This is a genomic window from Streptomyces sp. NBC_00388, from assembly GCF_036061255.1.
Lineage (GTDB): Bacteria > Actinomycetota > Actinomycetes > Streptomycetales > Streptomycetaceae > Streptomyces.
In genome coordinates, this window is record NZ_CP107948.1 from 705,591 (window position 1) to 728,704 (window position 23,114).

Annotated in this window: 20 protein-coding genes; 11 read left to right on the forward strand and 9 right to left on the reverse strand. The window is 71.3% G+C overall.

All coding sequences use genetic code 11. The features are described from left to right. The first annotated feature begins 68 nt into the window (after window positions 1-68). Window positions 69-1,352 (forward strand): phosphopyruvate hydratase, encoded by a 1,284-nt coding sequence (gene eno / locus OG917_RS03230; protein WP_328315974.1) that lies wholly within the window; start codon window positions 69-71, stop codon window positions 1,350-1,352. Between the two features lie 118 nt (window positions 1,353-1,470). Further along, a complete protein-coding gene (locus tag OG917_RS03235) occupies window positions 1,471-2,562 on the forward strand; it encodes an aminotransferase class I/II-fold pyridoxal phosphate-dependent enzyme (protein WP_328315975.1) in 1,092 nt (363 codons plus the stop codon). A gap of 35 nt (window positions 2,563-2,597) precedes the next feature. Here the strand turns inward: OG917_RS03235 and OG917_RS03240 are convergent, their stop codons facing one another. Continuing rightward, entirely contained in the window at window positions 2,598-2,918 is a 321-nt protein-coding gene (locus OG917_RS03240; protein WP_328315976.1) for an HPr family phosphocarrier protein, read from the reverse strand. Window positions 2,919-3,155: 237 nt separating this feature from the next. Here OG917_RS03240 and OG917_RS03245 point away from each other — a divergent pair, with 237 nt between their 5' ends. From OG917_RS03245 to OG917_RS03260, 4 genes are all read left to right on the forward strand, one after another. Continuing rightward, window positions 3,156-3,932, forward strand: coding sequence for an IclR family transcriptional regulator (locus tag OG917_RS03245; RefSeq protein ID WP_328315977.1), 777 nt, complete (start codon window positions 3,156-3,158; stop codon window positions 3,930-3,932). Window positions 3,933-4,561: 629 nt separating this feature from the next. Next, complete coding sequence (gene dhaL, locus OG917_RS03250) at window positions 4,562-5,209, forward strand: dihydroxyacetone kinase subunit DhaL (RefSeq protein WP_328315978.1); 648 nt, start codon at window positions 4,562-4,564, stop codon at window positions 5,207-5,209. After that, window positions 5,206-5,829, forward strand: coding sequence for a transposase (locus OG917_RS03255; RefSeq protein WP_328315979.1), 624 nt, complete (start codon window positions 5,206-5,208; stop codon window positions 5,827-5,829). Before dhaL ends, OG917_RS03255 begins: the two co-directional genes overlap by 4 nt. 75 nt (window positions 5,830-5,904) lie before the next feature. After that, window positions 5,905-7,155 (forward strand): MFS transporter, encoded by a 1,251-nt coding sequence (locus OG917_RS03260; RefSeq protein ID WP_328315980.1) that lies wholly within the window; start codon window positions 5,905-5,907, stop codon window positions 7,153-7,155. A gap of 68 nt (window positions 7,156-7,223) precedes the next feature. On the opposite strand, the gene OG917_RS03265 is transcribed toward OG917_RS03260, so the two are convergent. Continuing rightward, on the reverse strand, window positions 7,224-8,414 hold the full coding sequence (locus tag OG917_RS03265) for an acyl-CoA dehydrogenase family protein (RefSeq protein ID WP_328315981.1): 1,191 nt from the start codon (window positions 8,412-8,414) through the stop codon (window positions 7,224-7,226). Window positions 8,415-8,628: 214 nt separating this feature from the next. Between OG917_RS03265 and OG917_RS03270 the strand changes: the two genes are divergently transcribed. Next, complete coding sequence (locus OG917_RS03270) at window positions 8,629-9,468, forward strand: aldo/keto reductase (RefSeq protein ID WP_443058902.1); 840 nt, start codon at window positions 8,629-8,631, stop codon at window positions 9,466-9,468. Window positions 9,469-9,542: 74 nt separating this feature from the next. Here the strand turns inward: OG917_RS03270 and OG917_RS03275 are convergent, their stop codons facing one another. Then, window positions 9,543-10,604 (reverse strand): medium chain dehydrogenase/reductase family protein, encoded by a 1,062-nt coding sequence (locus tag OG917_RS03275; RefSeq protein WP_328315983.1) that lies wholly within the window; start codon window positions 10,602-10,604, stop codon window positions 9,543-9,545. Window positions 10,605-10,708: 104 nt separating this feature from the next. On the opposite strand from OG917_RS03275, the gene OG917_RS03280 reads away from it, so the two are divergent. Further along, window positions 10,709-11,326 carry a TetR/AcrR family transcriptional regulator gene (locus OG917_RS03280; RefSeq protein ID WP_328315984.1) on the forward strand — a complete coding sequence of 206 codons (618 nt, stop codon included), beginning with the start codon at window positions 10,709-10,711 and terminating at the stop codon, window positions 11,324-11,326. A 46-nt stretch (window positions 11,327-11,372) separates the two neighbouring features. Here OG917_RS03280 and OG917_RS03285 read toward each other — a convergent pair whose 3' ends face one another. Together OG917_RS03285 and OG917_RS03290 are read right to left on the reverse strand one after the other, a co-directional pair. Continuing rightward, window positions 11,373-13,424: a SpoIIE family protein phosphatase gene (locus OG917_RS03285; RefSeq protein WP_328315985.1), complete on the reverse strand. Its 2,052-nt coding sequence runs from the start codon at window positions 13,422-13,424 to the stop codon at window positions 11,373-11,375. 188 nt (window positions 13,425-13,612) lie between these two features. Further along, the gene (locus OG917_RS03290; protein WP_328315986.1) at window positions 13,613-14,119 is read right to left on the reverse strand and encodes a mycothiol transferase; all 507 of its coding nucleotides are present in this window, start codon (window positions 14,117-14,119) and stop codon (window positions 13,613-13,615) included. Window positions 14,120-14,412: 293 nt separating this feature from the next. Here OG917_RS03290 and OG917_RS03295 point away from each other — a divergent pair, with 293 nt between their 5' ends. Further along, window positions 14,413-16,842 carry a GH92 family glycosyl hydrolase gene (locus tag OG917_RS03295; protein ID WP_328315987.1) on the forward strand — a complete coding sequence of 810 codons (2,430 nt, stop codon included), beginning with the start codon at window positions 14,413-14,415 and terminating at the stop codon, window positions 16,840-16,842. 120 nt (window positions 16,843-16,962) lie between these two features. Here the strand turns inward: OG917_RS03295 and OG917_RS03300 are convergent, their stop codons facing one another. The 4 genes from OG917_RS03300 to OG917_RS03315 form a co-directional block, all read right to left on the reverse strand. Beyond that, the gene (locus OG917_RS03300; protein WP_328315988.1) at window positions 16,963-17,391 is read right to left on the reverse strand and encodes a hypothetical protein; all 429 of its coding nucleotides are present in this window, start codon (window positions 17,389-17,391) and stop codon (window positions 16,963-16,965) included. 274 nt (window positions 17,392-17,665) lie between these two features. After that, entirely contained in the window at window positions 17,666-18,340 is a 675-nt protein-coding gene (locus OG917_RS03305) for a DNA polymerase ligase N-terminal domain-containing protein (protein WP_328315989.1), read from the reverse strand. Between the two features lie 20 nt (window positions 18,341-18,360). Further along, complete coding sequence (locus tag OG917_RS03310; protein WP_328315990.1) at window positions 18,361-19,854, reverse strand: MFS transporter; 1,494 nt, start codon at window positions 19,852-19,854, stop codon at window positions 18,361-18,363. A 231-nt stretch (window positions 19,855-20,085) separates the two neighbouring features. Next, window positions 20,086-20,289 carry a cold-shock protein gene (locus OG917_RS03315; protein ID WP_164262258.1) on the reverse strand — a complete coding sequence of 68 codons (204 nt, stop codon included), beginning with the start codon at window positions 20,287-20,289 and terminating at the stop codon, window positions 20,086-20,088. A gap of 494 nt (window positions 20,290-20,783) precedes the next feature. Here OG917_RS03315 and OG917_RS03320 point away from each other — a divergent pair, with 494 nt between their 5' ends. After that, the gene (locus tag OG917_RS03320; protein WP_328321629.1) at window positions 20,784-21,947 is read left to right on the forward strand and encodes a S1 family peptidase; all 1,164 of its coding nucleotides are present in this window, start codon (window positions 20,784-20,786) and stop codon (window positions 21,945-21,947) included. A 312-nt stretch (window positions 21,948-22,259) separates the two neighbouring features. Then, on the forward strand, window positions 22,260-23,093 hold the full coding sequence (locus OG917_RS03325) for a PP2C family protein-serine/threonine phosphatase (protein ID WP_328315991.1): 834 nt from the start codon (window positions 22,260-22,262) through the stop codon (window positions 23,091-23,093). Window positions 23,094-23,114 lie beyond the last annotated feature (21 nt).

The window sequence follows — 23,114 nt, forward strand, 5'->3', positions numbered from 1 at the left end:
CGCCGTCGCGTGGATGACACAACTCTGGCAGGATGGCGGCGATTGAATCAATGCGTTCGAGGAGTCACATGACTGCGGTATCCCGAATCGTCGCCCGTGAAATCGTCGACAGCCGGGGCAACCCGACTGTCGAGGTCGATGTCACCCTGGAGGACGGTTCCTTCGGCCGTGCGGCCGTGCCCTCGGGCGCGTCGACCGGCGCCAACGAGGCCGTCGAACTACGGGACGGCGACGGCGCCCGTTTCCACGGCAAGGGCGTGCGCAAGGCCGTCGACGCCGTCAACGGCCCTCTGGCAGAGGCGCTGCTCGGTATCGACGCGGAGAACCAGTCTCTCGTCGACGAGACGATGATCGATCTGGACGGCACGCCCAACAAGGGCAACCTGGGCGCCAACGCCATTCTCGGCGTCTCGCTCGCCACCGTGAAGGCGGCGGCCGCCGCTCACCGGACGCCGCTCTACCGCTACGTCGGCGGCATCGCGGCCCGGCAGCTGCCGGTCCCCATGATGAACATCATCAACGGCGGCGCCCACGCGGACAATCCGATCGACTTCCAGGAGTTCATGATCGCGCCGATCGGCGCGGAGAACTTCGCCGAGGCCGTCCGGATGGGCTCCGAGGTCTTCCACACCCTGCGCAAGTCCCTCGCGGACGCGGGCCACAACACCGCCGTCGGCGACGAGGGCGGCTTCGCGCCCAACCTCCGCTCGGCCGACGAGGCGCTGGCCTTCGTGGTACGCGCCATCGAGCAGACGGGTTACGCGCCGGGCGAGGACATCTGTCTGGTCCTCGACCCCGCGACGTCCGAGTTCTTCCACGACGGTGTCTACGACTACGCGGGCGAGGGTGTGAAGCGCTCGATCGACGAGCACGCCGCCTATCTCGCGGAGCTCGTGTCGCGCTACCCCATCGCCTCCATCGAGGACGCCATGGCGGAGGACGACATCGAGGGCTGGAAGCAGCTGACGGCCTCCCTGGGCAACAAGATCCAGCTCACCGGCGACGATGTCTTCTGCACCAACGTCGACCGGCTCAAGGACGGCATCCGCGAGGGTTACGCCAACTCCATCCTGGTGAAGGTCAACCAGATCGGCTCCCTGACGGAGACGCTCACCACCGTGGAGACCGCGCACAAGGCCGGGTACACCGTGGTCATGTCGCACCGTTCGGGCGAGACCGAGGACACCACCATCGCGGACCTGGCAGTGGCCACCAACTGCGGTCAGATCAAGACGGGTTCGCTGTCCCGCTCCGACCGTACGGCCAAGTACAACCAGCTCATCCGGATCGAGGAGGAGCTCGGCTCGCAGGCCATCTACCCGGGCAACAGCGTGCTCCGTATCCGCTCCTGACCGGAGTTGCCCAAGGGAGGAGGGGCGGGCGCACCGGGCGCCCGCCCTTCCGGCCCCCTCCCGGCCGTCCGGGGGGCGGCCGCCCCCTTCAGCGGCCCGGGGAAGGCGGCAGCCGAACATGTCTCTCGCGATCGGTTCGTACGAGAAGCTGGGCGCCCTGTCCGACGGAACCGGACTCCTGAACCTTGCCTGGACCCAGGACGAGCGCGAGCAGCTCGGCGCGGACGTGATGCGCCTGGTCGCGGACGAACTCGCTGCCGAACTGGCCGAGGGACTCCCCTATATCGGCGGCTACCTCGTGAAGGACCCCTACGGCGAGGGCGTGCTCGGTCCCGCGGTGGCGGAGTTCTTCGGCCGGCCGGACTGGGACGCCTCTGTCACCTGCGGCGCGGGGGTCGGCCCGTTGCTGCACGGGCTGAGCAGGCTGGCGGCGGGCGGCACCGTCGAGGTGGTGACGGATGTCTACCCCGACTATCCGCACTGGGCCGCCCTCGCGGGAGCCAGGTGCGTGCCGTACGGGCACGGTCACCGCGGTTCGGTCCTGCTCCTTGAGCGCCCCGCGCTCACCGACGACCGGTTCACCGCACTCGAAGAGGTCCGGAAGCTGTGCGCCGAGGCCGCACGCCGGGACGCGGTGGTGCTCGTCGACGAGTCGAACGCCAACTACTGCCCGCCGGGGTACAGCGCCGCGAATCTGGTGACGGAGACCAGCAACCTCCTTGTCGTACGCGGACTTTCCAAGGCGTACGGGCTGGGTGGTGTCCGCCTCGGCTACTGCGTGGCCTCCGCCGCTCTGGCCGGAATCGTGCGCGGAGCCGTGCCGCCACTGCAGCCGTCGTCGCTCTCGCTGCGCGTCGGCCGTCGGGTACTCGGACTCGGTGATGTGACCGGGGGTCTGCGTCGCCGCATCGCCGCCAACAAGCCGTACGTACGCGATCTGCTGGCGGCCGGATGCGCGCCGTCCGCCGTGGCCGCGGCCGGCCATCTCCCCTACGTCCTGGTGCCGGACGGGCCCCGGGACGCTCTCGAACGCCTCGCCTCGCTCGGCGTGCAGGGCAAGTTGCACCCCACGTGGTCCACCGGCTCCGGCGGCCTGACCGCGACCGGACGGCTCAGTGTCCCGCTCGCAGACGAACGGCTGACGGAGCTGGCCGGCCGGCTGGGCGGCCCTCCCCCGGCGAGCGGCCCCGCAGCCCCCGCTGCGGAGTGACTCGCCCCCTCGACGCAACCGGCCCCCGCTGCGGCTCAGCCGGCGGTGCCGAGAATCTCCGCGATGGCCTCCGCCGCCGCCCGGGCGTCCGGGCCGTCGGCGACGACGTCCACCGAACTCCCGGCGCGCGCGCCGAGCCCCATGACGGCGAGGATGCTGGGTGCGGCCGCGCTCCTGCCCCGGTGTTCCAGGCGGGTCTCAGCTCTGAACAGCGGGGCCGCGGTGGCGATCCGGCCTGCCGGGCGGGCGTGCAGATCACTCGGAAGCACCACAGGCAGGCGCCAGCTGGTCACGGTGGCCGGCATACCGGGCACCGGCTGCGGCTCACCTGACGTCCTGTCGGGAATCGACTGCACAGCGGGGCTCCTCCGCGCTCGTGGGGGCAGTGGTGAGATCGCCGCCGGCGGCGGGTCCGGCACGGTCGCCGTTCACGCCACCGGCATGCTCTCCGCACCGGTATACCGGACCGGCTCCCCCGGCCCGGCGGCGACATCTACGCTGTGCGGCACCAGTCCGATGCCGGCGGACGGGCTCATGACCGGAACATAATCCTCGGAACGCGACTCAGCAATACGGAACAGAGGGAGGATTTCATGGTCCAGTCGGTTCAGCGCGCGGTGCGGATCCTGCGGGAACTCATGGGCGCGGAGCTCCGGTTGGGCGTCACCCAGCTCTCCGAGCGCATCGGGGTGGCCAAGCCGACGGTCCACGCCCTGCTGCGGACCCTGGAGTCCGAGAGCCTGGTCGTCCAGGACGCCGAGTCGGGCAAGTACCAGCTCGGGCCCGCCCTGGTGACACTGGGCAACGCGTACCTGGACACTCATGAGTTGCGCACCCGGGCCGCGACCTGGGCGAATCTGCTGGTGACCAGGACCGGTGAGGCGGTATGGGTCGGCGTGCTGGTCGAGGAGGAGGTCCTGGTGGTGCACCACGCCTTCCGGCCGGAGAGCATCGTGCAGGTCCTGGAGACCGGCGCGACGCTGCCCTGGGGTGCCAGCGCCCTGGGCAAAGCCATCGCCGCCTTCTCACCCGCGGAGCGCCGCCGGCAGCTCCTGAAGGGCCCGCTGGTCGCCCTCACGGGCCGGACCGTCACGGACCCGGCCGAACTGGCCGCGCAGCTCGACGAGGTCCGTAACACCGGATACGCCGTGGAGGCCCAGGAACTCACCCTGGGGGACGCCGGGATCGCGGCTCCCGTGATCGACCGGACAGGCGTCGCCGTGGGGGCGGTCGGGCTGGTCGGCCCGGTCGAGCGCCTCCTGTGCGACGAGCGGCGCCAGGACTTCGCGATCGCGACACGGGAGACCGCCCGGAACCTCTCCAGCGAACTGGGCGCCTTCCGCGGCGGCGGCCGTCCTGCCATGCTCTGACACGGCCCTCCGGGCCGTGCACATCCACGCGCCCGGCGCCGCAGCGGGAACGAACCACCCTGTGGAACCGTTGTGGAACCGTCCGTACATCTGAGGGCCATCAAATCCTTGACCTTCCGGATCTGTGCCGCATAACGTTCCTGAGCAGTGTTCAGCGATAGTGAACAGCGTTCCAGCGGTACAGGGGGCCCCGTTGAGAGAGTTCACCGATCCCGCCTCTCCCGCCCGGACACTCCTGCCGGGGCAGCCGGCGCCCATCCCGCCCCACCCCTCCCCCCTCCCGCGGGAACTCCGCGCGGCCGCGGGCGACCCGGGTTCCGGCAAACCGCCCGCGGTGCGCGGGGACCGCTGTCCCGCTCTGGTGAACAGCACTGGAAATACTGCACTGTTGCAGCTGAACGTCGTTCTCTGTGAGGTCCCGGCCGCAATGGCGCGGCGGGCGTGGACATCGCGCGCAGCCGGCCGGCAGCTCTGTCGCCGCGCCGGACACGACTGGTGTCCCTCTCACGCTGTCTGCCTGTCCGGCACGGCGCCGGCCGGTCCACGGGAGACCCCCGTGAACGCCGGTGCTCCGGCAGGGCAGTTGATACGTCCGGCGCGAGCCGGGAACCAAGGAGTGAGGAGAACTGGTGGACTCCGATTTGACTCGCGTGTGGCTGCGGACGGTCGCCCTGCTCATCGACGCGGAGAAGGACAGACTGACCCAACTCGACCTGGCCATAGGCGACGGTGATCACGGCCTCAACATGCACCGTGGTTTCTCCGCGGTGGCAGCGGGTCTGAACGCGCCGGAGCAGGCCTCGGCCGGCGCGGGGCAGATCCTCATCAGCGCGGGAACCACTCTCGTGTCCGTGGTCGGCGGCGCGTCCGGCCCGCTGTTCGGCAGTTCCTTCAGAGCACTCGGCAGAGCGCTGGACACCGGAGCGCCGGACACCACTGCGCCGGACACCGGGACGTTCGCCTCCGCCCTGGCCGCCGCGCGGGACAGCATCCAACGGCTGGGAGCAGCCGAGCGCGGGGACGCGACCCTGTACGACGTGTACGCCGCTGCCGCCGACGCGTTCGGCAGGACCGCCGCCGAAGGAGCCGGCTTCACGGCCTCGGCGCGTGCCGCGGCCGACGCGGCGGAGGACGGCATGCGGGCCACCATCCCGATGCGGGCCCGCAAGGGCCGTGCCTCCTACCTGGGTCTGCGCAGCGTGGGGCATCAGGACCCCGGGGCCACGTCGGCCGCTCTTGTCTTCCGTGCCCTGGCGACCGCTGCGGAGGAACGGTGAACCTGGACCGGTACTCCCTCCTCGTCCCCCCGGCAGGCTCCCGCACCGGCGGCCGGAGCGGCACGGCGCGCCAGGCCCCCGCTCAGGCGGCGGCCCCCGGCGGCCGGTTCGCGTGGCTGGCCCCGATGGTGCTGTGGCCGGTGGCCCGCAGGTTCCTGCCCAGGCCCACGGTGCGCCCCCAGGGGGGTGGCACCCAACGCGCGGACGACGAGGCGATGTTCGCGGCGATCCTCTATGTCCTGGTGAGCGGAGCCCCCTGGCGTGCGCTGCCCAAGACGTTCGCCGTCTCCTGGCAGAACGCCCACCGCCGGTTCACCCAGTGGAGCAGTGCGGGGCTCTGGGACCGCATACAGGAGGCAGCCAGGGGGCCGCAGATGCCCGCGGCCGTGCGGCAGTGGGCGGACACCACCGTGGCACTCGCCGAGGAGCGGCTGAACCGGATGGCTGCCGCCGCCGGCAGTAGCGCCGGGGCGGGTGCCGCAGCGGCAGTCCCGCAGAGCGAGGGGCTCAAGCCGGCGATCCGCCTGCACGCCCAAGGCGACTTCACGGCAAGGCTGTTCGGGCCGAGCCACTCCGCAGAGTCACCGGTACGCGACCGCCGTATGCGCCGCGCCGAGTAGGCATGACCAACCCATGGGGTGTGTCCCGGACACCGTCCGCACGGTCCGGGACACACCCACTACCGAAGGATGGCGATGACAGGCACTGATGTCGACGGAACCGCGCGCGAGGCCCGCGCCGGAACCGCAGGGGCGTTCTGGCGGTACTGGTCGGCGTCCACGATCAGTAATTTCGGTGACGCGGTCACCTCGGTCGCGCTGCCGCTCGTGGCCGTCGTGCTCCTGCACGCGTCGAGCCTGGAGATCAGCCTTCTGACCGCCGCCCAGTACGCGGCCTGGATAGCCATCGGGCTGCCGGCCGGCGTCATCGTGCAGCGCCTCCCCCTGCGCGGGACCCAGATCGCGATGGACCTCATCAGGGCCGCCGCCGTGGTGTCGGTGCCGGTGGCCGCCGCGCTGGACATCCTGAGCCTGGCCCAGCTCGTCGTGGTCGCGCTCGTGATCGGGCTGGCCACGGTGATCTTCGACGTGGGCAACTCGACCTTCCTGCCCATGGTGGTCAGCAAGGACGAACTGACCTCACGCAACAGTCTCACCTCGGCCTCCCAGGCCGTCACCCAGATGGGCGGCCCCTCGCTGGGAGGTGTGCTCGTCCAGGTGTGCGGCGCGGCGGTGAGCCTGGTGTTCGACACGGTGAGCTACGCCGTGTCGGCGGTCCTGCTGCGGACCCTGCCGAGGCCGCCCCGCGCGGAGCCCGCGGCGACGCCGGAACCGATGATCGAACTGATCAAGGAGGGCTGGCGGTACGTCGCCCGTCACAAGGTGATGCGGCCGTGCGTGATGGCGGCGACCCTGGTCAACTTCATCTGCGGCGCTCTCATGGCACTGATCCCCGTCTTCCTGGTGCGGACGCTCGACGCCCCGGCAGGCCTCGTCGGTGTGCTGATCGCCGGGGAGGGCCTGGGCAGCCTGATCGGGGCAGCCCTCACGACGCGTCTGGCCGACCGGCTGGGCACCGCACGCACCATCCTGTTCGCCACGCTGACCGGGAGCGTGTTCGCCGTACTGATGCCCCTGGCGCACGCGGGCTGGGGACTCCTCCTCTTCGCGCTGGGCAACATGGGATTCGGCGCGGGGGTCGTGGTGCTGAGCATCCTCACCCGTACGCACCGCCAGACCGTGACACCTTCCGTGCTGCTCCCCCGGGTCATGGCGACCGTCCGGTTCGTATCCTGGGGCGCCATTCCCTTCGGCGCCCTGACCGCCGGCCTCGCGGCCACCGCCCTCGGCAACAGGGGCGCCCTGTGGGTGATCTGCGCGCTGGCCTTCCTCGCCCCGCTGGCGCTGTGGTCCAGTTCGATCCGGCGGATGCGCGACTTGGTGTAGGGCCGCGGCGGGCTGCGGTTCCGCGGCGGGCCGGAACCGCGGCGGGCGCCCGGCGGGGCCGCCGCCGCTCAGCGGCGTACGCGCGGCATCCCCAGTCCGATCCAGGAGATGATCTCCCGCTGGATCTCGTTGTTGCCGCCGCCGAAGGTGAAGATGACGGCCGACCGGTACCCGCGCTCCAGCTCGCCGTGGAGCACCGCGCCCGCCGAGCCCTCCTTGAGGGGGCCCGCCGCGCCGGTGACCTCCATCAGCCAGGCGTACGCGTCCCTTCGGGCCTCCGATCCGTACACCTTCACCGCGGAGGCGTCCTGGGGCGTGAGCGTGCCGTTCTGCACCGCGTTGACCATCTGCCAGTTCAGGAGCTTCATCGCGTCGAGCAGGGTGTGGGTGCGGGCGAGGCGGCCGCGTACCCAGCCGAGGTCGATGACCCGGCGCCCTCCGCCGAGCTCCGTCCGGGCCGCCCAGCGCTGGACGTTGTGCAGGGCCCGGATGGCCATGGTGCCGTGGGCGGCGAGTGTGACGCGCTCGTGGTTGAGCTGGTTGGTGATCAGCCGCCAGCCCTTGTTCTCCTCGCCGACCCGGCGGGACGCGGGGACCCGGACGTCCTCGTAGTAGCTGGCGGTGGTGTCGTGCGAGGCCAGGGTGTTGATGAGGGTGCAGGAGTAGCCGGGGTCGCCGGTCGGCACCAGCAGCATGGTGATGCCCTTGTGCGCGGGGGCCGCGGGATCCGTGCGGACGGCGAGCCACACCCAGTCGGCGGTGTCCCCGTTGGTCGTCCAGATCTTCTGGCCGTTCACCGTGTAGTGGCCTGATTCCTCGGTTCCCTCGCGGACGGCGCGGGTCCTCAGCGCGGCGAGGTCGGTGCCCGCCCCGGGCTCGCTGTAGCCGATCGCGAAGTCGATCTCGCCCTTGAGGATCTTCGGCAGGAAGAAGGCCTTCTGCTCGTCGGTGCCGAACTGCATGATCGTCGGTCCGACCGTGTTGAGCGCCATCAGCGGCAGCGGCACACCCGCCTGCGCCGCCTCGTCGAAGAAGATGAACTGCTCCATCGGGGAGAGACCGCGCCCGCCGTACTCCTCGGGCCAGCCGACCCCCAGCCAGCCGTCCTCGCCCAGACGGCGCACGGTCTGCCGGTAGAAGCTTTTCTGGGCCGCCGGGTCCGCGTACCTCGCGTAGACGTTGTCCGGGACCAGGTCGGCGAAGTAGGCACGCAGCTCGGTACGCAACTGCTGCTGTGCTGGTGTGTATGCGAGGTGCACGGCCCCTCCTCGGTGCGGCGTCGGATCGAGGGGCACAGTAGAACGTGTTCCATTCTTTTGGAATGGTGATGACCGCCCCGTCTTCGCCGCCGTCCCGCATGGGGACAGCTGTGCCGGGCAGCCGATGCGACAGGGGGCTCCGCTCGTTGCACGCTGGTTCCAGGGTGCGGCGCGGACCGCTCCCGACCGAGGCATCATCCGGACGAGGCGAGGAATGATTGTGAACGCAGTACCCACCGTCAGCCTGAACAACGGCGTCCAGATCCCCCAGCTGGGCTTCGGTACGTTCCAGATCGAGCCGGCCGACACGGTGGCAGCGACGCTGGCCGCCCTGGAGACCGGTTACCGGCACATCGACACGGCCGAGATGTACGGCAACGAGAAGGAGGTCGGGCAGGCGGTACGCGAGTCCGGCCTGGCCCGCGAGGACATCTTCGTCACCAGCAAGCTGAACAACGGCTTCCACGCTCACGACGACGCGCTCAAGGCCTTCGACCGGACACTCGGCGACCTGCGGTTCGACTATCTCGATCTGTTCCTGATCCACTGGCCGCTGCCCGGTGTCGGCGACTTCGTGGAGACCTGGAAGGCCATGGAGGAGATCTACCGCTCCGGCCGGGCGAAGGCCATCGGTGTCTCCAATTTCCAGCCGCACCATCTGCGGCGGCTCCTCCAGGAGACCGAGGTCGTGCCGGCCGTCAACCAGATCGAGGTCCACCCCTATCTGGCGCAGGACGAGGTCCGCGCCTTCGATGCCGGGCACCGCATCGCCACCGAGGCATGGTCGCCCATCGCCCAGGGCAAGGTCCTGGACGACCCGACGATCACCGGTATCGCCCGGCGGGTCGGCCGCACCGCGGCCCAGGTCACGTTGCGCTGGCACATCCAGCGCAACGACATCGTGTTCCCCAAGTCCGTCACGCGCTCACGCGTCGAGGAGAACTTCGCGCTCTTCGACTTCGAGCTCACCGAGGCCGACATGGCCGCCATCACGGGCCTGGACCGCGGTGAGCGCACCGGCCCCGACCCGGACACCTTCAACTACGTCCCGTAGGACATGCGGCAGCGGGGCCTCAGCGGTCGCGGCGGCGGTGACACCGCCGCCGCGACCGCCGCCCCGCCCCGGCGCTACGGCACCGGGGTCAGGACGACTTTCCCGGCCACCGTCCCCGACTCGGCCAGCCGCAGCGCGTCGGCCGCCCGGTCCAGGGGAATGCGGGCCGCGACCGTGGCGGTGAGTGAGCCGTCGGCGAGCAGGGTGAGCACCTGGATCAGGTCGGCCCGGGTACGGGCCCGGAACGCGGCGGCGTTCCGCCTGCCCGCCCAGATGTTGTAGAAGGTCGTGCGGCGGCGGTTGGGCAGCAGTTTCCAGAGGGCCAGCCGCCCGACCAGCAACAGCACGGGCAGCCTGGAGGAGCCCGGTGTGTCGCGGGTGGCCGCGGTGCCGTACGCCACGAGAGTGCCGCCGGGCGCCAGCAGCCGGAACGAATCGACGATGCCGTCGCCGCCGACATGGTCGAACACGGCGTCCACGCCGTGCGGGGCCGCGGCGCGCAGCCGGTCCGCCAGACCGGGCCCCCGGTAGTCGACAGGGACGACGCCCAGGGCGCGCAGAGCCTCATGGTGGCGGGGCGACGCCGTACCGACCACCCGGGCCCCGGCGAGCAGGGCCAGCTGCACGAGAGTCGACCCCACTCCGCCGTTGGCGCCGTGCACCAGCACCGTCTGCCCGGCCCTGACCCGTGCGGCGCGGTGCAGCATCTGCCAGGCCGTGATGCCGTTGACGACCAGGGTCTCGGCCTCGGCCGGGCCGACGCCCGCGGGCACCGGGACCAGGTCCGCCGCCGGGACGAGCAGACGGTCCGCCCAGCCCCCGGTCTTGAGCAGCGCGGCGTACCGGCGGCCCACCAGACCCGGGTCCACGCCGGGCCCGGTCGCCACGACCGACCCCACCACGTCGTATCCGGGCACGAAGGGGAACGCCGGCTGGTCGTAGTACTTGCCGCGGCGCATCTGCTGCTCGGCGAAGGAGACACCGGTGGCCTCCATCTCCAGCAGCACCTCACCGGGGCCGGCGACGGGCAGCGGACGGGTGCGCACCTCCAGCCCCTCCGGCTCGACGACGCCGGGCAGGACGACCTCGGTGACCGTGGCGTTCCCGGCGGAGCTGTCGTTCTCGGCGTTCTTCATCGCGCCACTGCCTCTCGTGAATGCTTCACTCTTTAGTGAGAGCCTCTAACTTCAGAGTGAGGGTGTTACGATCCCTTGTCAAGTGCGCTACGAAGGGACGCCGCATGAGCGAAGAGACAAGCCCCTCCCCGCCGCCCGACCGGCGTGCGCGTCTGCGGGAGCGGACGAAGCGCGAGGCGATGGACATCGCCCTGGAGCAGCTGGCCAGGACCGGCCCTTCCGGCATCTCCGTCAACGCGATCGCCAAGGCCATGGGGATGACCGGCCCCGCGCTCTACCGGTACTTCGCCGGGCGCGACGATCTGCTGACCGCCCTGATCGCCGACGCGTACACCGATCTCGCCGGCGCGCTGGTCCAGGCCGGCGCCGAGGCCCCCGAAGGCGGCGGGGGCAGCCACCGGGGCGAGCGGCTGCGCCGGTTCGCACACGGCTGGCGCGGCTGGGCGAAGGAGCACCCCGACCGCTATCTGCTGATCTACGGGACCCCGGTGCCGGGGTACGCGGCGCCCGAGGAGACCACCGCCATCGCGGACCGGATGATGCGCACCGCCGTGGCCGCCTGCGCGGAGCTCGGCCCGGTCCAGGAGGCGAAGCGCCGGGCGCTGCGGGCCTGGACCCGGCTGCACGGCCTGGTCGGTCTGGAGGTCGCGGGCCACTTCGACGGCATGGACCTCGATGTGGACGCGCTCTATGCCGAGGAGGTCGAAGACCTCATCCGGTGACCCGGAACCGGACGCCGAGCCCTTGGCGGGACGAGAAGTGCGGTGTTCAGCCGTCCGGTCCCGGCGGCTCGAACTCGCACCAGACGGCCTTGCCGTCGCCGCGCGGTTCGACACCCCACCGGGCCGCCACCGCGTCGATCATCATCAGGCCGCGCCCCGAGGTGGCCGCCTCACCGGGGGTGCGCCGCCGCGGCCAGGCGCTCGACCGGTCCTTGACCCAGAGCCGGATCCGCCGCACCGGCTCGGGCACCACTTCGAGGGTGAGGACCGCGCCGCCCTCCGTGTGCAGCAGCACATTCACCAGCAGTTCCCCCGCGGCCAGTTCCACGTCGTCCACGAACTCTTCGAGATCCCAGGCCTCCAGCGCGCCGCGCAGTACGGCCCTCGCCTCCGCGAGCCCTTCCGGGTCCGCCTGGTGGATGTACTGATGGATACGGGGCGCCTGCGCGGTCCCCGGGTCGAGCGCCCGGCGCAGCACCAGCAGGGCGACATCGTCACTGGTCCCCCAGCGCTCCCACAGCCGGGCGGCCAGGTCGTCGGCGAGCGCCTCCGCCTCCGCGGGGCCCTGGCGCACCGCGTCGGCGAGCGCCTCCATCCCGTCCCCGATGTCGGTGCCGGGCTCCTCCACCAATCCGTCGGTGCAGAGCACGAGGGTCTCACCGGGCACCAGGTCGAGCCTGGTCTCCGGGTACTCCTCCTGCCCGAACTCGGTACCCAGACCGAGCGGGAGGCCACCGCGCACGTTCGGCCAGCCGACCCGCCCGTCGGTGTGCCGGATCAGTGGGCCGAGGTGGCCCGCGCGGACGGCCCTGATCGCTCCTGACGCCAGGTCGACCTGGGCGTAGGTGCAGGTGGCGAAGCGGTCCGTGTCCAGCTCCGCGAGGAAGCGCGAGGCGCGCGCGAGCACGGTGCCCGGGGCGTGCCCCTCCCCCGCGTACGCCCGCAGCGCGATACGGAGCTGGCCCATGATCGCCGACGCGTGCGTGTCGTGGCCCTGGACGTCACCGACCACGACCCCCACCCTGCCGCGCGGGAGGGCGACGACGTCGTACCAGTCCCCTCCGACCTCCCGGCCGCTCCACGCCGCGTGGTAGCGCACGGCGATCTCGGCGGCCGGGAACTCGGGGATGCGCCGTGGCAGCATCGCGGACTGGAGCCCGGCGGCGAACTCCCTCTCCTGGTCGAAGAGGACAGCTCGCTGGAGGGACTGGGCGACGATGCCCGCGAGCCCCAGGCAGAGGTTGCGGTCCTCCGACGAGAAGCGGTCGCGGTCCTGGTAGAAGAGCGCGAGACAGCCGATGGGCCGGGCCTGTGCGATCAGCGGCAGGAAGACGGCCGCGCCGGCCCCCAGCTGCCGGACGTCCGGGCGCAGCCGTGGGAACTGCTCCGAGAGCTCGTCCATCGAGGTGACGAACCGGGGCTGCCGGCTGAGGACCGCCTCGGCCAGCGGGAGCGATTCGTCCAGCCGCTGGTGCCCGGGTTCGTCGAGGACGTGCATCGAGTCCCCGGAGAGCGCGACGATCTCCAGTGCGCCGCCCGCGACCAGGCCGAGGGCGAGACCGTCGGCGCCGAAGCGTTCGAGCCCGTCGTCGCCGGTCAGGACCGCCGTCACATCATCCACGGTGACGGCCCTGGACAGCGCTTCGGTGGTGCCCTGGACCATGTCGCTCACCCGCCTGCGGCCGGCTTCGTCGGAGCTGGCGGTGGCGAATTCGGTGAGTTCGGTCGTCGCGTTGCGCACGATTCCGACGACGCGGCAGGCGGTCCCCTGCTCGTCCCGCAGGATCCGGCCGCGGGTGTGCGTCCACTGCCGGATGCCGTTGCGGCGCCGCAGCTGGAAGTACGCACCGTAGGAGGAGCGGCCGCTCCGGACCGCCTGGGTCAGCGCCGTGTCGAGCCTGTTGCCCTCCTCGGGCGGGATACGGCTGCCGAGGGATTCGAGCCTGCCGTCGAACTCGCCGGGAAGCAGGTCGAACACGGCGAGTCCCGCGTCGTCGAACTCCAGCGTCCCGCGGAGCAGATCCCAGTCGAAACTGCCCATGCGGTTGAGGGCCAGCCGCTCGCCCGGCCCGATCTGCGGAAGATCTCGTCCTGCCATACGGTCGCTCCGGAGGAGGGCTGAGTTGCCCAAAGCTTAACTTTTCGTGGTGTACCCCGCATCATCTCCGCCGTCATGATCTCTGCCGCCCCGCGCGCACGGCACGGGCGTCCGGCACCGGGCGAACCGGCGCCCAGGAGGTGCCGGCGGAGCGCCGTCGGCCGCGGACAGCACTCCGCGAGGTCCTTCTAGCGGCGTTCCAGTGCTCCCCTGGCAAAGGCGGCCTGGCCCGCGTGCTGGAGGTCGTCGCCGATGACACTGATCAGCCGGACGCCGAGCGTGACCGGCGGCGACCACGCCTCGTCCACCACCCGGTCGAGAGACGCGTCGTCGAGCCCCCCGACGAAGCCCAGCGTCTGCTCGTGCACCGCGTCGTAGTACCCGGTCAGCAGAGCGGCGCCGGCCCGCACCCGGGCGACCTGCGCGGCGCTCTGTCCGTAGCCGGTCTCCGCGTCGGCGAAGGGCAGCCCGAACCGGCCGGCCCAGCCCTGGGCCGTCCACACCTGCTCAAGCCCGGCCGCGTCGGCCACGTGGTCGTCCTGCACCCGGGCCAGATGCCAGACCAGCCAGGCGATGGAGTTCGCCCCGTCGTCCAGCCGCACACCGAGGTCGTCCTCCGAGAGGCCTTCGACCACCTCGTGCACGGACTCCTGGATACGGCCGAACATGTCTGCCAGAACGTCTGCGGTGTTCATCCGCTACTCCTCGGCCGTACGAGTGGGACCGCGCCCGCCGGCCGTGCCGGGACGGTCTGCCTGCCTGTCTCCTCCCACCACCTTCGCCGTTCACCTGCCCCGGCAGTGTGTTCGACACGCCATGGCTCCGCGACCCCCTACGAGCCCCTTCACCCACCGTTCACCGAACGGGCCGTCCATGTCATGTCCCGTACCGCCCGGGCGACTTATGATCACGTCGCTCCCGCGTGGCGGCAGGACGACCGGCCGGCACACGGGCACTGTCCACCTGCCCCCGCCGGAAGGCCCGTTCCATGCTCCTCAGACCACTCCGCTCCCGCCGCAGGGCCTGCGCGTCGGCAGCCGCCGTGGGAGTCGCCACCGCGCTGGCGGCGGCCCTGCTCGCACCATCGGCCGAGGCCGCACCGCTGGTGCGGCAGCCGACCGCCTACGTGGACCCCCTGATCGGCTCGGCCAACGGCGGCAACACCTACCCCGGGGCCACCGCGCCGTACGGAATGATCGGCTGGTCCCCCACCAGCACGAACGGCGACCAGACCAACACCGCCGCCGCCAACGGCTACGACTACAACACGACGCGGATGCGCGGGCTGAGCCTGACCCACGTCAACGGCGCGGGCTGCGCGCCCGGCGCTGCGGGCGACGTACCGATCATGCCGTTCGTCGGTGACGTCACATCCTCACCGTCAGCCGACACCAAGGACGCGGTCTACGCCTCCGGCTTCACACACGCGAACGAGAGCGCCACCCCTGGCCGCTACCGGGTCGGCCTCGACTCCGGCGCCTCCGCCGATCTCGCCGTCAGCGCCCGGGCCGGCGTCGCCGATTTCGCCTTCCCTGCCGGGAAGCCGGCCAGCCTGCTCTTCCGCGTCTCCAACTCGCTCAACGGCAGCGAGGACGCCCACGTCGACATCGACACCGCCCACCGCAAGGTGACCGGCTGGGTGCTGACCGGCGCATTCTGCGGCCGTCGTGCGAACGGCGGCACCAACAACCGCAAGAGCTACTACAAGCTGTACTTCAGCGCCTCCTTCGACCGGGCCTTCTCCTCCAACGGGACCTGGCGGGACGGGACGCTCTCCCCGGGTTCGGTCAGCGGTTCGGGCGGCGAGGGTTATGCGACGGGATCCGACCGCGCGGGCCGCGGCTCGGGCGGCTGGGTCGGTTTCGACACCTCGTCCGACAACGATGTCAGAATGCGTCTCGGTATCTCGTACGTCAGCCTCGGGGGCGCCGAGACCAACCTGCGCAAGGAGATCGCGCCGCGGGCGAGCGTCGCGGATGTCGCGCGGAGCACCCGCGGCGCCTGGGACCACGAGCTGCGGTCCGTGCGGACCGGCGGCGGCAGCACCGCGCAGCGCACCACCTTCTACACGGCGCTGTACCACTCGCTGATGCAGCCGAACCTGATCAGCGACACCGACGGCCGCTACCCCGGCATGGACGGTGTCGCGCACCGGATCGGGCGCGGCCAGCGCGCGCAGTACAGCAACTTCTCCGGCTGGGACCAGTACCGCGCCCAGATACAACTGCTGGCCGTCCTGAAACCGGAGGTCGCCGGTGACTTCGCCCAGTCGCTGTACAACTTCTCCCGGCAGAACGACGGCGTGTGGGACCGCTGGGTGCACATCAGCGGCGCCACCCATGTGATGACCGGCGACCCCACCGCGGCGACCCTGGCGACGTTCTACGCCATGGGTGTGCGGAACTTCGACTACCGGGGGGCCTTCGACTCCCTGGTGCGCCAGGCGACCGTTCCCCGGCCCGACGACCTGTCGGACGCCGGGTGCCCCGGGCAGTGCACGGGGCAGCGCCCCAACCTCGCCCAGTACCTGACCTCGCACTATGCCCCCCAGGACGTCTGCCACTGCTGGGGCGGCGCCGCCGAGACCCTGGAGGACGCGGTCGCGGACTCCGCGCTGGCGAAGTGGGCGACGCTGCTCGGCCGGAGCGACGAGGCGGCCGCGTTCACCGCACGCGGCGAGTGGTGGCGCAACGTCTTCAACCCGCAGGCCACCGCGGGAGCCGGATACGTCCAGGCGCGCGACGCGGACGGTTCGTGGGTGACGCCGTTCAGCGCGGGCAGCGACCTCGGGTTCGCCCAGGGCACCAGCGCCACCTACAGCTGGATGGTGCCGCAGGACGTGCAGGGACTCGCCACCGCGATGGGCGGACGAGCCACGGCGGCGAGCCGTCTGGACGCCTTCTTCCACACGGCGGACGGCGCGTGGTCGGTCAAGGGCGGCGACGCCCTGCGCTACGACCCGACCAACGAGCCCGGCATCCACGCCCCGTGGCTCTACAACGCGCTCGGGCAGCCGTGGAAGACGCAGGCCACCGTCCGGCAGATCCTCGACACCGTGTACGGCACAGGTCCCGCCGGGCTCCCGGGCAACGACGACCTGGGCACCATGTCCGCCTGGTACGTGTTCGCGGCGCTCGGCCTGTACCCGCAGACGCCGGGGAGCGCCTCGATGCTGGTGGGCGCCCCGCTCTTCCCCGAGGCGGTCGTCAGCCGCGCGGGCAGGGGCGACATCACCCTCAGCGCCCCCGCCGCGGACGCGTCGCATCCGTACATCAGCGGGCTCTCCGTCAACGGCCGCAGCAGTGACCGCTCCTGGACGGACGCACGCCTGGTCACCGCGGGCGGCAGCCTGGCCTACCGGCTGTCGGACCGGCCGGACACCGCCTGGGCGACCGCACCGGCCGGCCTGCCGCACTGACGGGGGCCGTCGGGGAACGCGCCACGGATACCGGGACGGAGAGAGCGGGACCGGCCGGGGGGCAGGACAGCGGCTGTCCTGCCCCCTGGCCGGTCAGGGTCCGGCCAGGTGCTCAGCCGGTCACGCCGGCCTGCCGAGCGACCACCCGGAGACATCGGCGAGCCGTCCGCGCCACAGCGGGAGCGCCACCGAGTTCAGCCCCCCGGCCACCAGCGTGGCATCACGCAGGTGGATCCAGCGGGGCAGCTGGTGCGGGCCCTCGTCGCCGTGGAGCTCGCTGAGGGCCTGGTCGACCGTCTCGGGGAAGCCGGCCATCACATCGGCGCCGGAACCGCCCAGCTCCCGCAGGCTCTTCGCCCAGTCGGCCTTCCACGCCTCGTGCGCGATGAGCTCTCCGTACAGCACACCGCCCGGAATGTTCAGCGTGACCGGCAGGGTCGCCCGCAGCTGCTCGCCGAGCAGCCGGACCAGCAACTGGAGCTGCAGATCCGGGACGGGCTCGGTGACGGTCGGTACGGAGTCGCGCTGCTGCTCCGGGGAGCTGTTCATCCACATGTCCTTTCATGAAGCCGCCGGGCCGCTGCCGGCAACCGGTGGGCCGTCGCCACCCGGCGGATGGTGCCGTCCGGGGCCGCGCACCACGCCGGCGCCCGGCGGGACCGCCCGCACTCCTGCCGTCTGCCCCACCAGCGCGGATTCAGTACACGCACCCGGATCTCCCTGTCCGCAGCCGGGCAGCCGCCGGACCGATCCGCCGGCGCAGGGCCCCGGCCGGTCCTGACGTCCGTTTCTCCCCGCGCCACGGCCGGGGGCTTGCGGCGTCTCAGCCGTCCCCGGCGGCGCCACCGTCCGCGGCGCTCTCAGCGACCTGCCGCAGCGTCCTGCCGGTACGGACCGAGCGCGCCCTGTGGGGATCGGGCGCGCCCTGGCCCTCCGGGTGCGTCCTCCGGGACCGGCCTGCCCTGTCCCGCACCGTCCCGGTCTTCTCTTTCGCCTTGATGAGGAGCCAGGCCTCCGGGTCGGTGCTCTCACCGCCACCGTGGAACCGCGTCAGCGCGTACTCGCCGTGCAGTTTGGTCCCTTCGAGCCAGAAAGTCGCGTGGCCGCTCTCGATGGAGTCACCGAACGGGACGGCGTGGCCCCTGCGGTCGTGGCTGAGCGGCCGGTACGTCCCCTCGTCCCAGACGATGACCGTGCCACCGCCGTACTCGCCCTGCGGGATGACCCCTTCGAACTCCCGGTACTCCAGGGGGTGGTCCTCGGTCGGTACGGCGAGACGCTTGTCCTTGGGTTCGGCGGACGGCCCCTTCGGCACGGCCCAGGACTTGAGTACGCCGTCCACCTCCAGCCGGAAGTCGAAGTGCATCCGGCGCGCGTCGTGGATCTGCACCACGAAGCAGGGGGCGTCGCCCCGGTCCGCCGCCCCGCCCCTGGGTTCCGACGTCGTCCCGAAGTCACGCTTGCCCCAGTACTTTCCCAGGGGCTCGTCGCCGCTCATGTCCGGTGCCTTCCTCGCGTTCATACGGCGGGAGCGCCCGGCGGCGCGGCCGGCCCGCCAGGGGTCTGTTCGGAGAGCGGGCGCGCGATGTCCTCCAGCGACTTGCCCTCGGCGTCGACGGCGAACAGCACTGCCACCACCCCGGCCGCTGTCATCAGCGCGGCTCCGATACAGAAGGCAACAACGGCGTCCGAGACCACACCGCTCGATGTCAGGCTGGAGAAGATGAGGGGCCCCGAGATCCCGCCGGCCGCCGTGCCGAGCGCGTAGAACAGGGCGATGGCCATGGCGCGCGTCTCCATCGGGAAGATCTCGCTCACCGTCAGGTACGCCGAGCTGGCCCCGGCCGAGGCGAAGAAGAGCACCACGCACCAGCACGCCGTCATCGTCGCCGCGTCGAGCCACCCCTGGCCGAACAGCCAGGCGGTGACGAAGAGCAGCAGCCCCGACAGGATGTACGTACCCGAGATCATCTTCTTGCGCCCGACGGTGTCGAAGAGCTTGCCGAGCAGCAGCGGGCCGAGGAAGTTGCCGAACGCGATGACTGCGAAGAAGTAGCCCGTCGTGCCGCTGGACACATCGAAGAACTTCACCAGGATGGAGCTGAACCCGAAGGTGATGGCGTTGTAGAGGAACGCCTGGCCGATGAAGAGCGAGAAACCGAGCGTCGCGCGCTTGGGGTACGAGCGGAACAGGGTGCGGCCGATCTCGACGAAACTGACGCTCCTGCGCTGCTCGATGGTGATGGAGCTGCCCGGCCGCGGCAGCGGGGCGCCCGTCTCCCGCTCGATCTCCTTCTCGACACCGCCGACGATCTCGTCCGCTCCGGCGGACTGTCCGTGGATGAACATCCAGCGCGGACTCTCCGGGACGTGCCGGCGCACCAGGAGGATCACCAGGCCCAGGACGACACCGAGCGCGAACGTGAGGCGCCAGCCGACGTCCTTGGGGAAGATCCCGGTGTCCAGGGCCAGGACCGAGAGCAGGGCACCGCCCATCGCGCCGAGCCAGTAACTGCCGTTGATGATCAGGTCGACCCGGCCGCGGTACTTGCTGGGGATCAGTTCGTCGATGGCCGAGTTGATGGCCGCGTACTCCCCGCCGATACCGAAGCCGGTGAGGAACCGGAAGAGGAAGAACCACCAGGCCGAGAAGGAGAGGGCGGTCATCGCGGTCGCCGCCAGATAGACCGCGAGGGTGATGAGGAAGAGCTTCTTGCGGCCGAAGCGGTCGGTCAGCCAGCCGAAGACCAGCGCACCCGCACAGGCACCTGCCACGTAGAGGGCTGCTCCGAGTCCGGTGACCTGGGCGTCGCTGATGGACAGTCCACTGCCGCTCTCCGAGAGCCGGCTGGCGATATTGCCCACGACGGTGACTTCGAGGCCGTCGAGAATCCAGACCGTTCCCAGCCCGATCACGATCATCCAGTGCCAGCGTGACCAGGGCAGCCGGTCGAGCCGGGCCGGAACCTCGGTGGTGATGGTGCCGATCTCACGGCCTCCGGCGCTGCTCAATAGGGTCCTCCTGCGTACGGCGGCTCCGGCGGCAGCCCCGAATCATTCGCTGCCCAGCAGATCATCCATACAAACAGGGGAGCGCGCCCGCCGAACACGCCCGTGCCGGCCGGCACGGCACGGTCCGCGCCCGCGCGCGGCGGCCGGCGCAGGGGCGAACACTCCGTGAAGATCCGGAAACGGCAGTGCCCCGCCCCCGGCACAGGCCGGGGACGGGGCACACCCACCGGATCAGGCGGGGACGATGTTCTCCGCCTGCGGGCCCTTCTGGCCCTGCGTGATGTCGAAGTTCACCTTCTGGCCCTCCTGCAGCTCGCGGAAGCCCTGAGCGTTGATGTTGGAGTAGTGGGCGAAGACGTCCGGGCCCCCACCATCCTGCTCAATGAAGCCGAAACCCTTTTCCGCGTTGAACCACTTAACGGTGCCACTGGCCATGATTGCCCTCCAAGGGGACTCGAAGTCGGCTCCCGCACTTCGCGGGAGCCGGAGGTGATCGCCCTGGTCCTCGGAGACGCCGAACAGCAGACCCGCCCGTGCATGTACGCACGGGCGAGAGGTACTTCGGAACCACGACAGCTGGGTGAGACGCTACACGGCCGAACGCGCGGCGACCCCGTCGGCTCATCCGTTGAGCCCCTCCTGGCACACATCCGGCCGTTTCATTGCGTTCGATATGACGATCAATGTCCTACTCGCCCCTCCTTCCGGGCACACGAAAGTACGAATGAAGATCAGAACAGAAGAAATTCAGGAGCCTGCCGCGCCGCACCTCGCCACACACCCGGAGGGGCTTTCTTCATTGGCATGGACCTGATCGCCACATTCGGCTACGCTCCGCTGCGGCACACTCTGAGAGCGCTCCCAAAGGAGCGCGCCCGGACGCCTGCTGTTCCATCCCCACGATGCTGGAACAACAGAAGGGCCAGACCTTGAGACGCAGCACTCTCACCCGTACCGCACTGTCCGCGCTCCTCGTCCTCGGGACCTGGGCGACGGCCGGACTCGTACCGGCCGCTGCCGCCGGCTCCCCGTCGCCCGCCTCCTCCTCACCGTCCGCGCAGCCGGCCTCGGCCGGGCTGCTCTCGGCCATGGCTAAGGACCTCGGCCTCACAGCGGCCCAGGCCAGGGCACGCCTGGCCTCCGAAAGGACCGCGACAGCGCTCCAGGCCCCGGCGCGCCGCGCGGCCGGTTCCTCCTACGGCGGAGCCTGGTACGACGCGCACAGCGGAAAGCTGACCGTCGCCCTCACAGGGAGCGGGAGGGCGGACGCGGTGCGGGCGACCGGAGCGGCCGTCGCCCTCGTGAAGCACAGCGCACGCACGCTCGACGCGACCAGGAAACAGCTCGACAAGGGCCACGCGCCGACCGGAGTGAGCAGCTGGCACGTGGACCCCGAGGCCAACCGGGTCGTGGTGGACGTCGTCGCTTCCGCGCAGGATGACAACGATGTCCGGGCCTTTGTCGCCCGCGCCCGGAAGACCGGGCCCGTGACGGTGCACACGGTGCCGGGGGCCGCGCGGACCCTGGCGGCGGGCACGGTGGGCGGAGACCCGTACTACACGGGCAACGTCCGCTGCTCCATCGGCTTCTCCGTCAACGGCGGATTCGTCACCGCGGGCCACTGCGGGCAGCCGGGGGCCGCGGTCAGTGGCTGGGACGGCTCGGCCGTCGGCAGTTTCCAGGGTTCGTCCTTCCCCGGCAACGACTACGCCTGGGTCAGCGTCGGCAACGGGTGGTGGACCGTACCGGTGGTCCTCGGCTGGGGCACGGTCTCCGACCAGCTGGTCCGCGGCTCGGCAGCGGCTCCGGTGGGCGCGTCGGTCTGCCGCTCCGGCTCCACGTCGCACTGGCACTGCGGGAACGTCCTGGCCACCAATGAGACGGTGAACTACAGCCAGGGCGCTGTCAACGAGATGACCGGGACCAGCGTCTGCGCGGAGCCGGGCGACTCGGGTGGCTCCTTCATCAGCGGCGACCAGGCCCAGGGCGTGACGTCCGGCGGCTGGGGCGACTGCACCGGCGGCGGCGAGACCTGGTTCCAGCCGATCAACGAGATCCTGAACCAGTACGGCCTGACGCTCACCACGGCCTGATACACGGCGCACGCCCCGGTACGGTGCCCGCCCCGGCGGAAGCGGCGCAGGAGCGCCCTTCCGCCGCGGCGGGCACCCGCCGGCGAGCGGCGGAGCACGGCACCGGCGCCGCCGCTCCGGGCCCCGCCCCGGCCGGTTCCGCCGCCGAGGGGCTGCGGAATCCCGGCTCCGGAAATATGATGCAGGTACTGGTCTCCGGACCCAGGGATCGTGACCGCCGGAGAGGAGAGGCCCGACAGGCCGGTACCACGGCCTGATCCGCGACCACGGGCCCCGGTCGCGGTCCGGGAACAACGCACCGCGGAGCCGCTCATGAACCGGCGTCGTACTCACCGTTCCGCAAGCGCCGACGAGCTGCTCACCACGCTCCACCAGCTCACCGCCCGGGCCAGGCGCGAAGTGGAGTTCCATCAGGCGCGGGTGGAGCTGGCCGAGGCGCTGCAGCGCGGAATGCTCCCCGCGGACCTCCCCGACCTGCCCGGCCTGAGTACCGCGGCCCGTTACACACCGGCCCGCAGCGGTCTGGACATCGGCGGCGACTGGTACGACGGGTTTCCGCTCCCCGACGGTTCGCTCGGCTTCGCCATCGGTGATGTCCAGGGGCACGATGTCGAGGCCGCCGCCTTCATGGGCCAGATCCGGATCGGGATGCGGGCCATCGCCGCCACCGCGTCCGACCCGGGCGAGATCATCGGCCGGACCAACAACCTGCTGCTCTCGGTGGGCGCCACGCTCTTCGCGACCTGCACCTTCGTGCGCTTCGACCCCGTCACCTGGGAGATCGACAGCGCCCGCGCCGGACATGTGCCCTCGGTCTGGGCCTGGTCGGACGGGCGGACCGGCGTCATCGACGACGAGGGCGGCCTGCCCCTCGGCATCGCGGAGAAGCAGAGCTACCCGGTCACCCGGCGGCGGCTGACGGAGCGCGGCGCGTTCGTGCTGGTCACCGACGGGGTGATCGAAGGGCCCTCGTTCTCCATCGAGAAGGGCCTCGAGGCCGTCATGCGCCGCGCCAGCGCCCTTGCCGGACGCAGCGCCGACGAGCTGGCCGACGAGATCATCAAGGCGGCGGCGCTCACCGGCCACGAGGACGACGCCGCCGTGCTGGTGCTGTGCCACGACAGCGTGCCGGGAAGGGCCGCCTGACGGCCCGGCGGGCTCGCGTGT

Excerpts from the sequence above, each read along its gene's own strand:
- OG917_RS03305 (WP_328315989.1), bottom strand. The coding sequence starts at position 18,340 with ATGAGCGGCGACGAGCCCCTGGGAAAGTACTGGGGCAAGCGTGACTTC.
- eno (WP_328315974.1), top strand. The coding sequence starts at position 69 with ATGACTGCGGTATCCCGAATCGTCGCCCGTGAAATCGTCGACAGCCGG.
- OG917_RS03260 (WP_328315980.1), top strand. The coding sequence starts at position 5,905 with ATGACAGGCACTGATGTCGACGGAACCGCGCGCGAGGCCCGCGCCGGA.
- OG917_RS03275 (WP_328315983.1), bottom strand. The coding sequence starts at position 10,604 with ATGAAGAACGCCGAGAACGACAGCTCCGCCGGGAACGCCACGGTCACC.
- OG917_RS03300 (WP_328315988.1), bottom strand. The coding sequence starts at position 17,391 with ATGAACAGCTCCCCGGAGCAGCAGCGCGACTCCGTACCGACCGTCACC.
- OG917_RS03290 (WP_328315986.1), bottom strand. The coding sequence starts at position 14,119 with ATGAACACCGCAGACGTTCTGGCAGACATGTTCGGCCGTATCCAGGAG.
- OG917_RS03280 (WP_328315984.1), top strand. The coding sequence starts at position 10,709 with ATGAGCGAAGAGACAAGCCCCTCCCCGCCGCCCGACCGGCGTGCGCGT.
- OG917_RS03245 (WP_328315977.1), top strand. The coding sequence starts at position 3,156 with ATGGTCCAGTCGGTTCAGCGCGCGGTGCGGATCCTGCGGGAACTCATG.
- OG917_RS03315 (WP_164262258.1), bottom strand. The coding sequence starts at position 20,289 with ATGGCCAGTGGCACCGTTAAGTGGTTCAACGCGGAAAAGGGTTTCGGC.
- OG917_RS03270 (WP_443058902.1), top strand. The coding sequence starts at position 8,629 with ATGATTGTGAACGCAGTACCCACCGTCAGCCTGAACAACGGCGTCCAG.
- OG917_RS03285 (WP_328315985.1), bottom strand. The coding sequence starts at position 13,424 with ATGGCAGGACGAGATCTTCCGCAGATCGGGCCGGGCGAGCGGCTGGCC.
- OG917_RS03235 (WP_328315975.1), top strand. The coding sequence starts at position 1,471 with ATGTCTCTCGCGATCGGTTCGTACGAGAAGCTGGGCGCCCTGTCCGAC.
- OG917_RS03295 (WP_328315987.1), top strand. The coding sequence starts at position 14,413 with ATGCTCCTCAGACCACTCCGCTCCCGCCGCAGGGCCTGCGCGTCGGCA.
- OG917_RS03325 (WP_328315991.1), top strand. The coding sequence starts at position 22,260 with ATGAACCGGCGTCGTACTCACCGTTCCGCAAGCGCCGACGAGCTGCTC.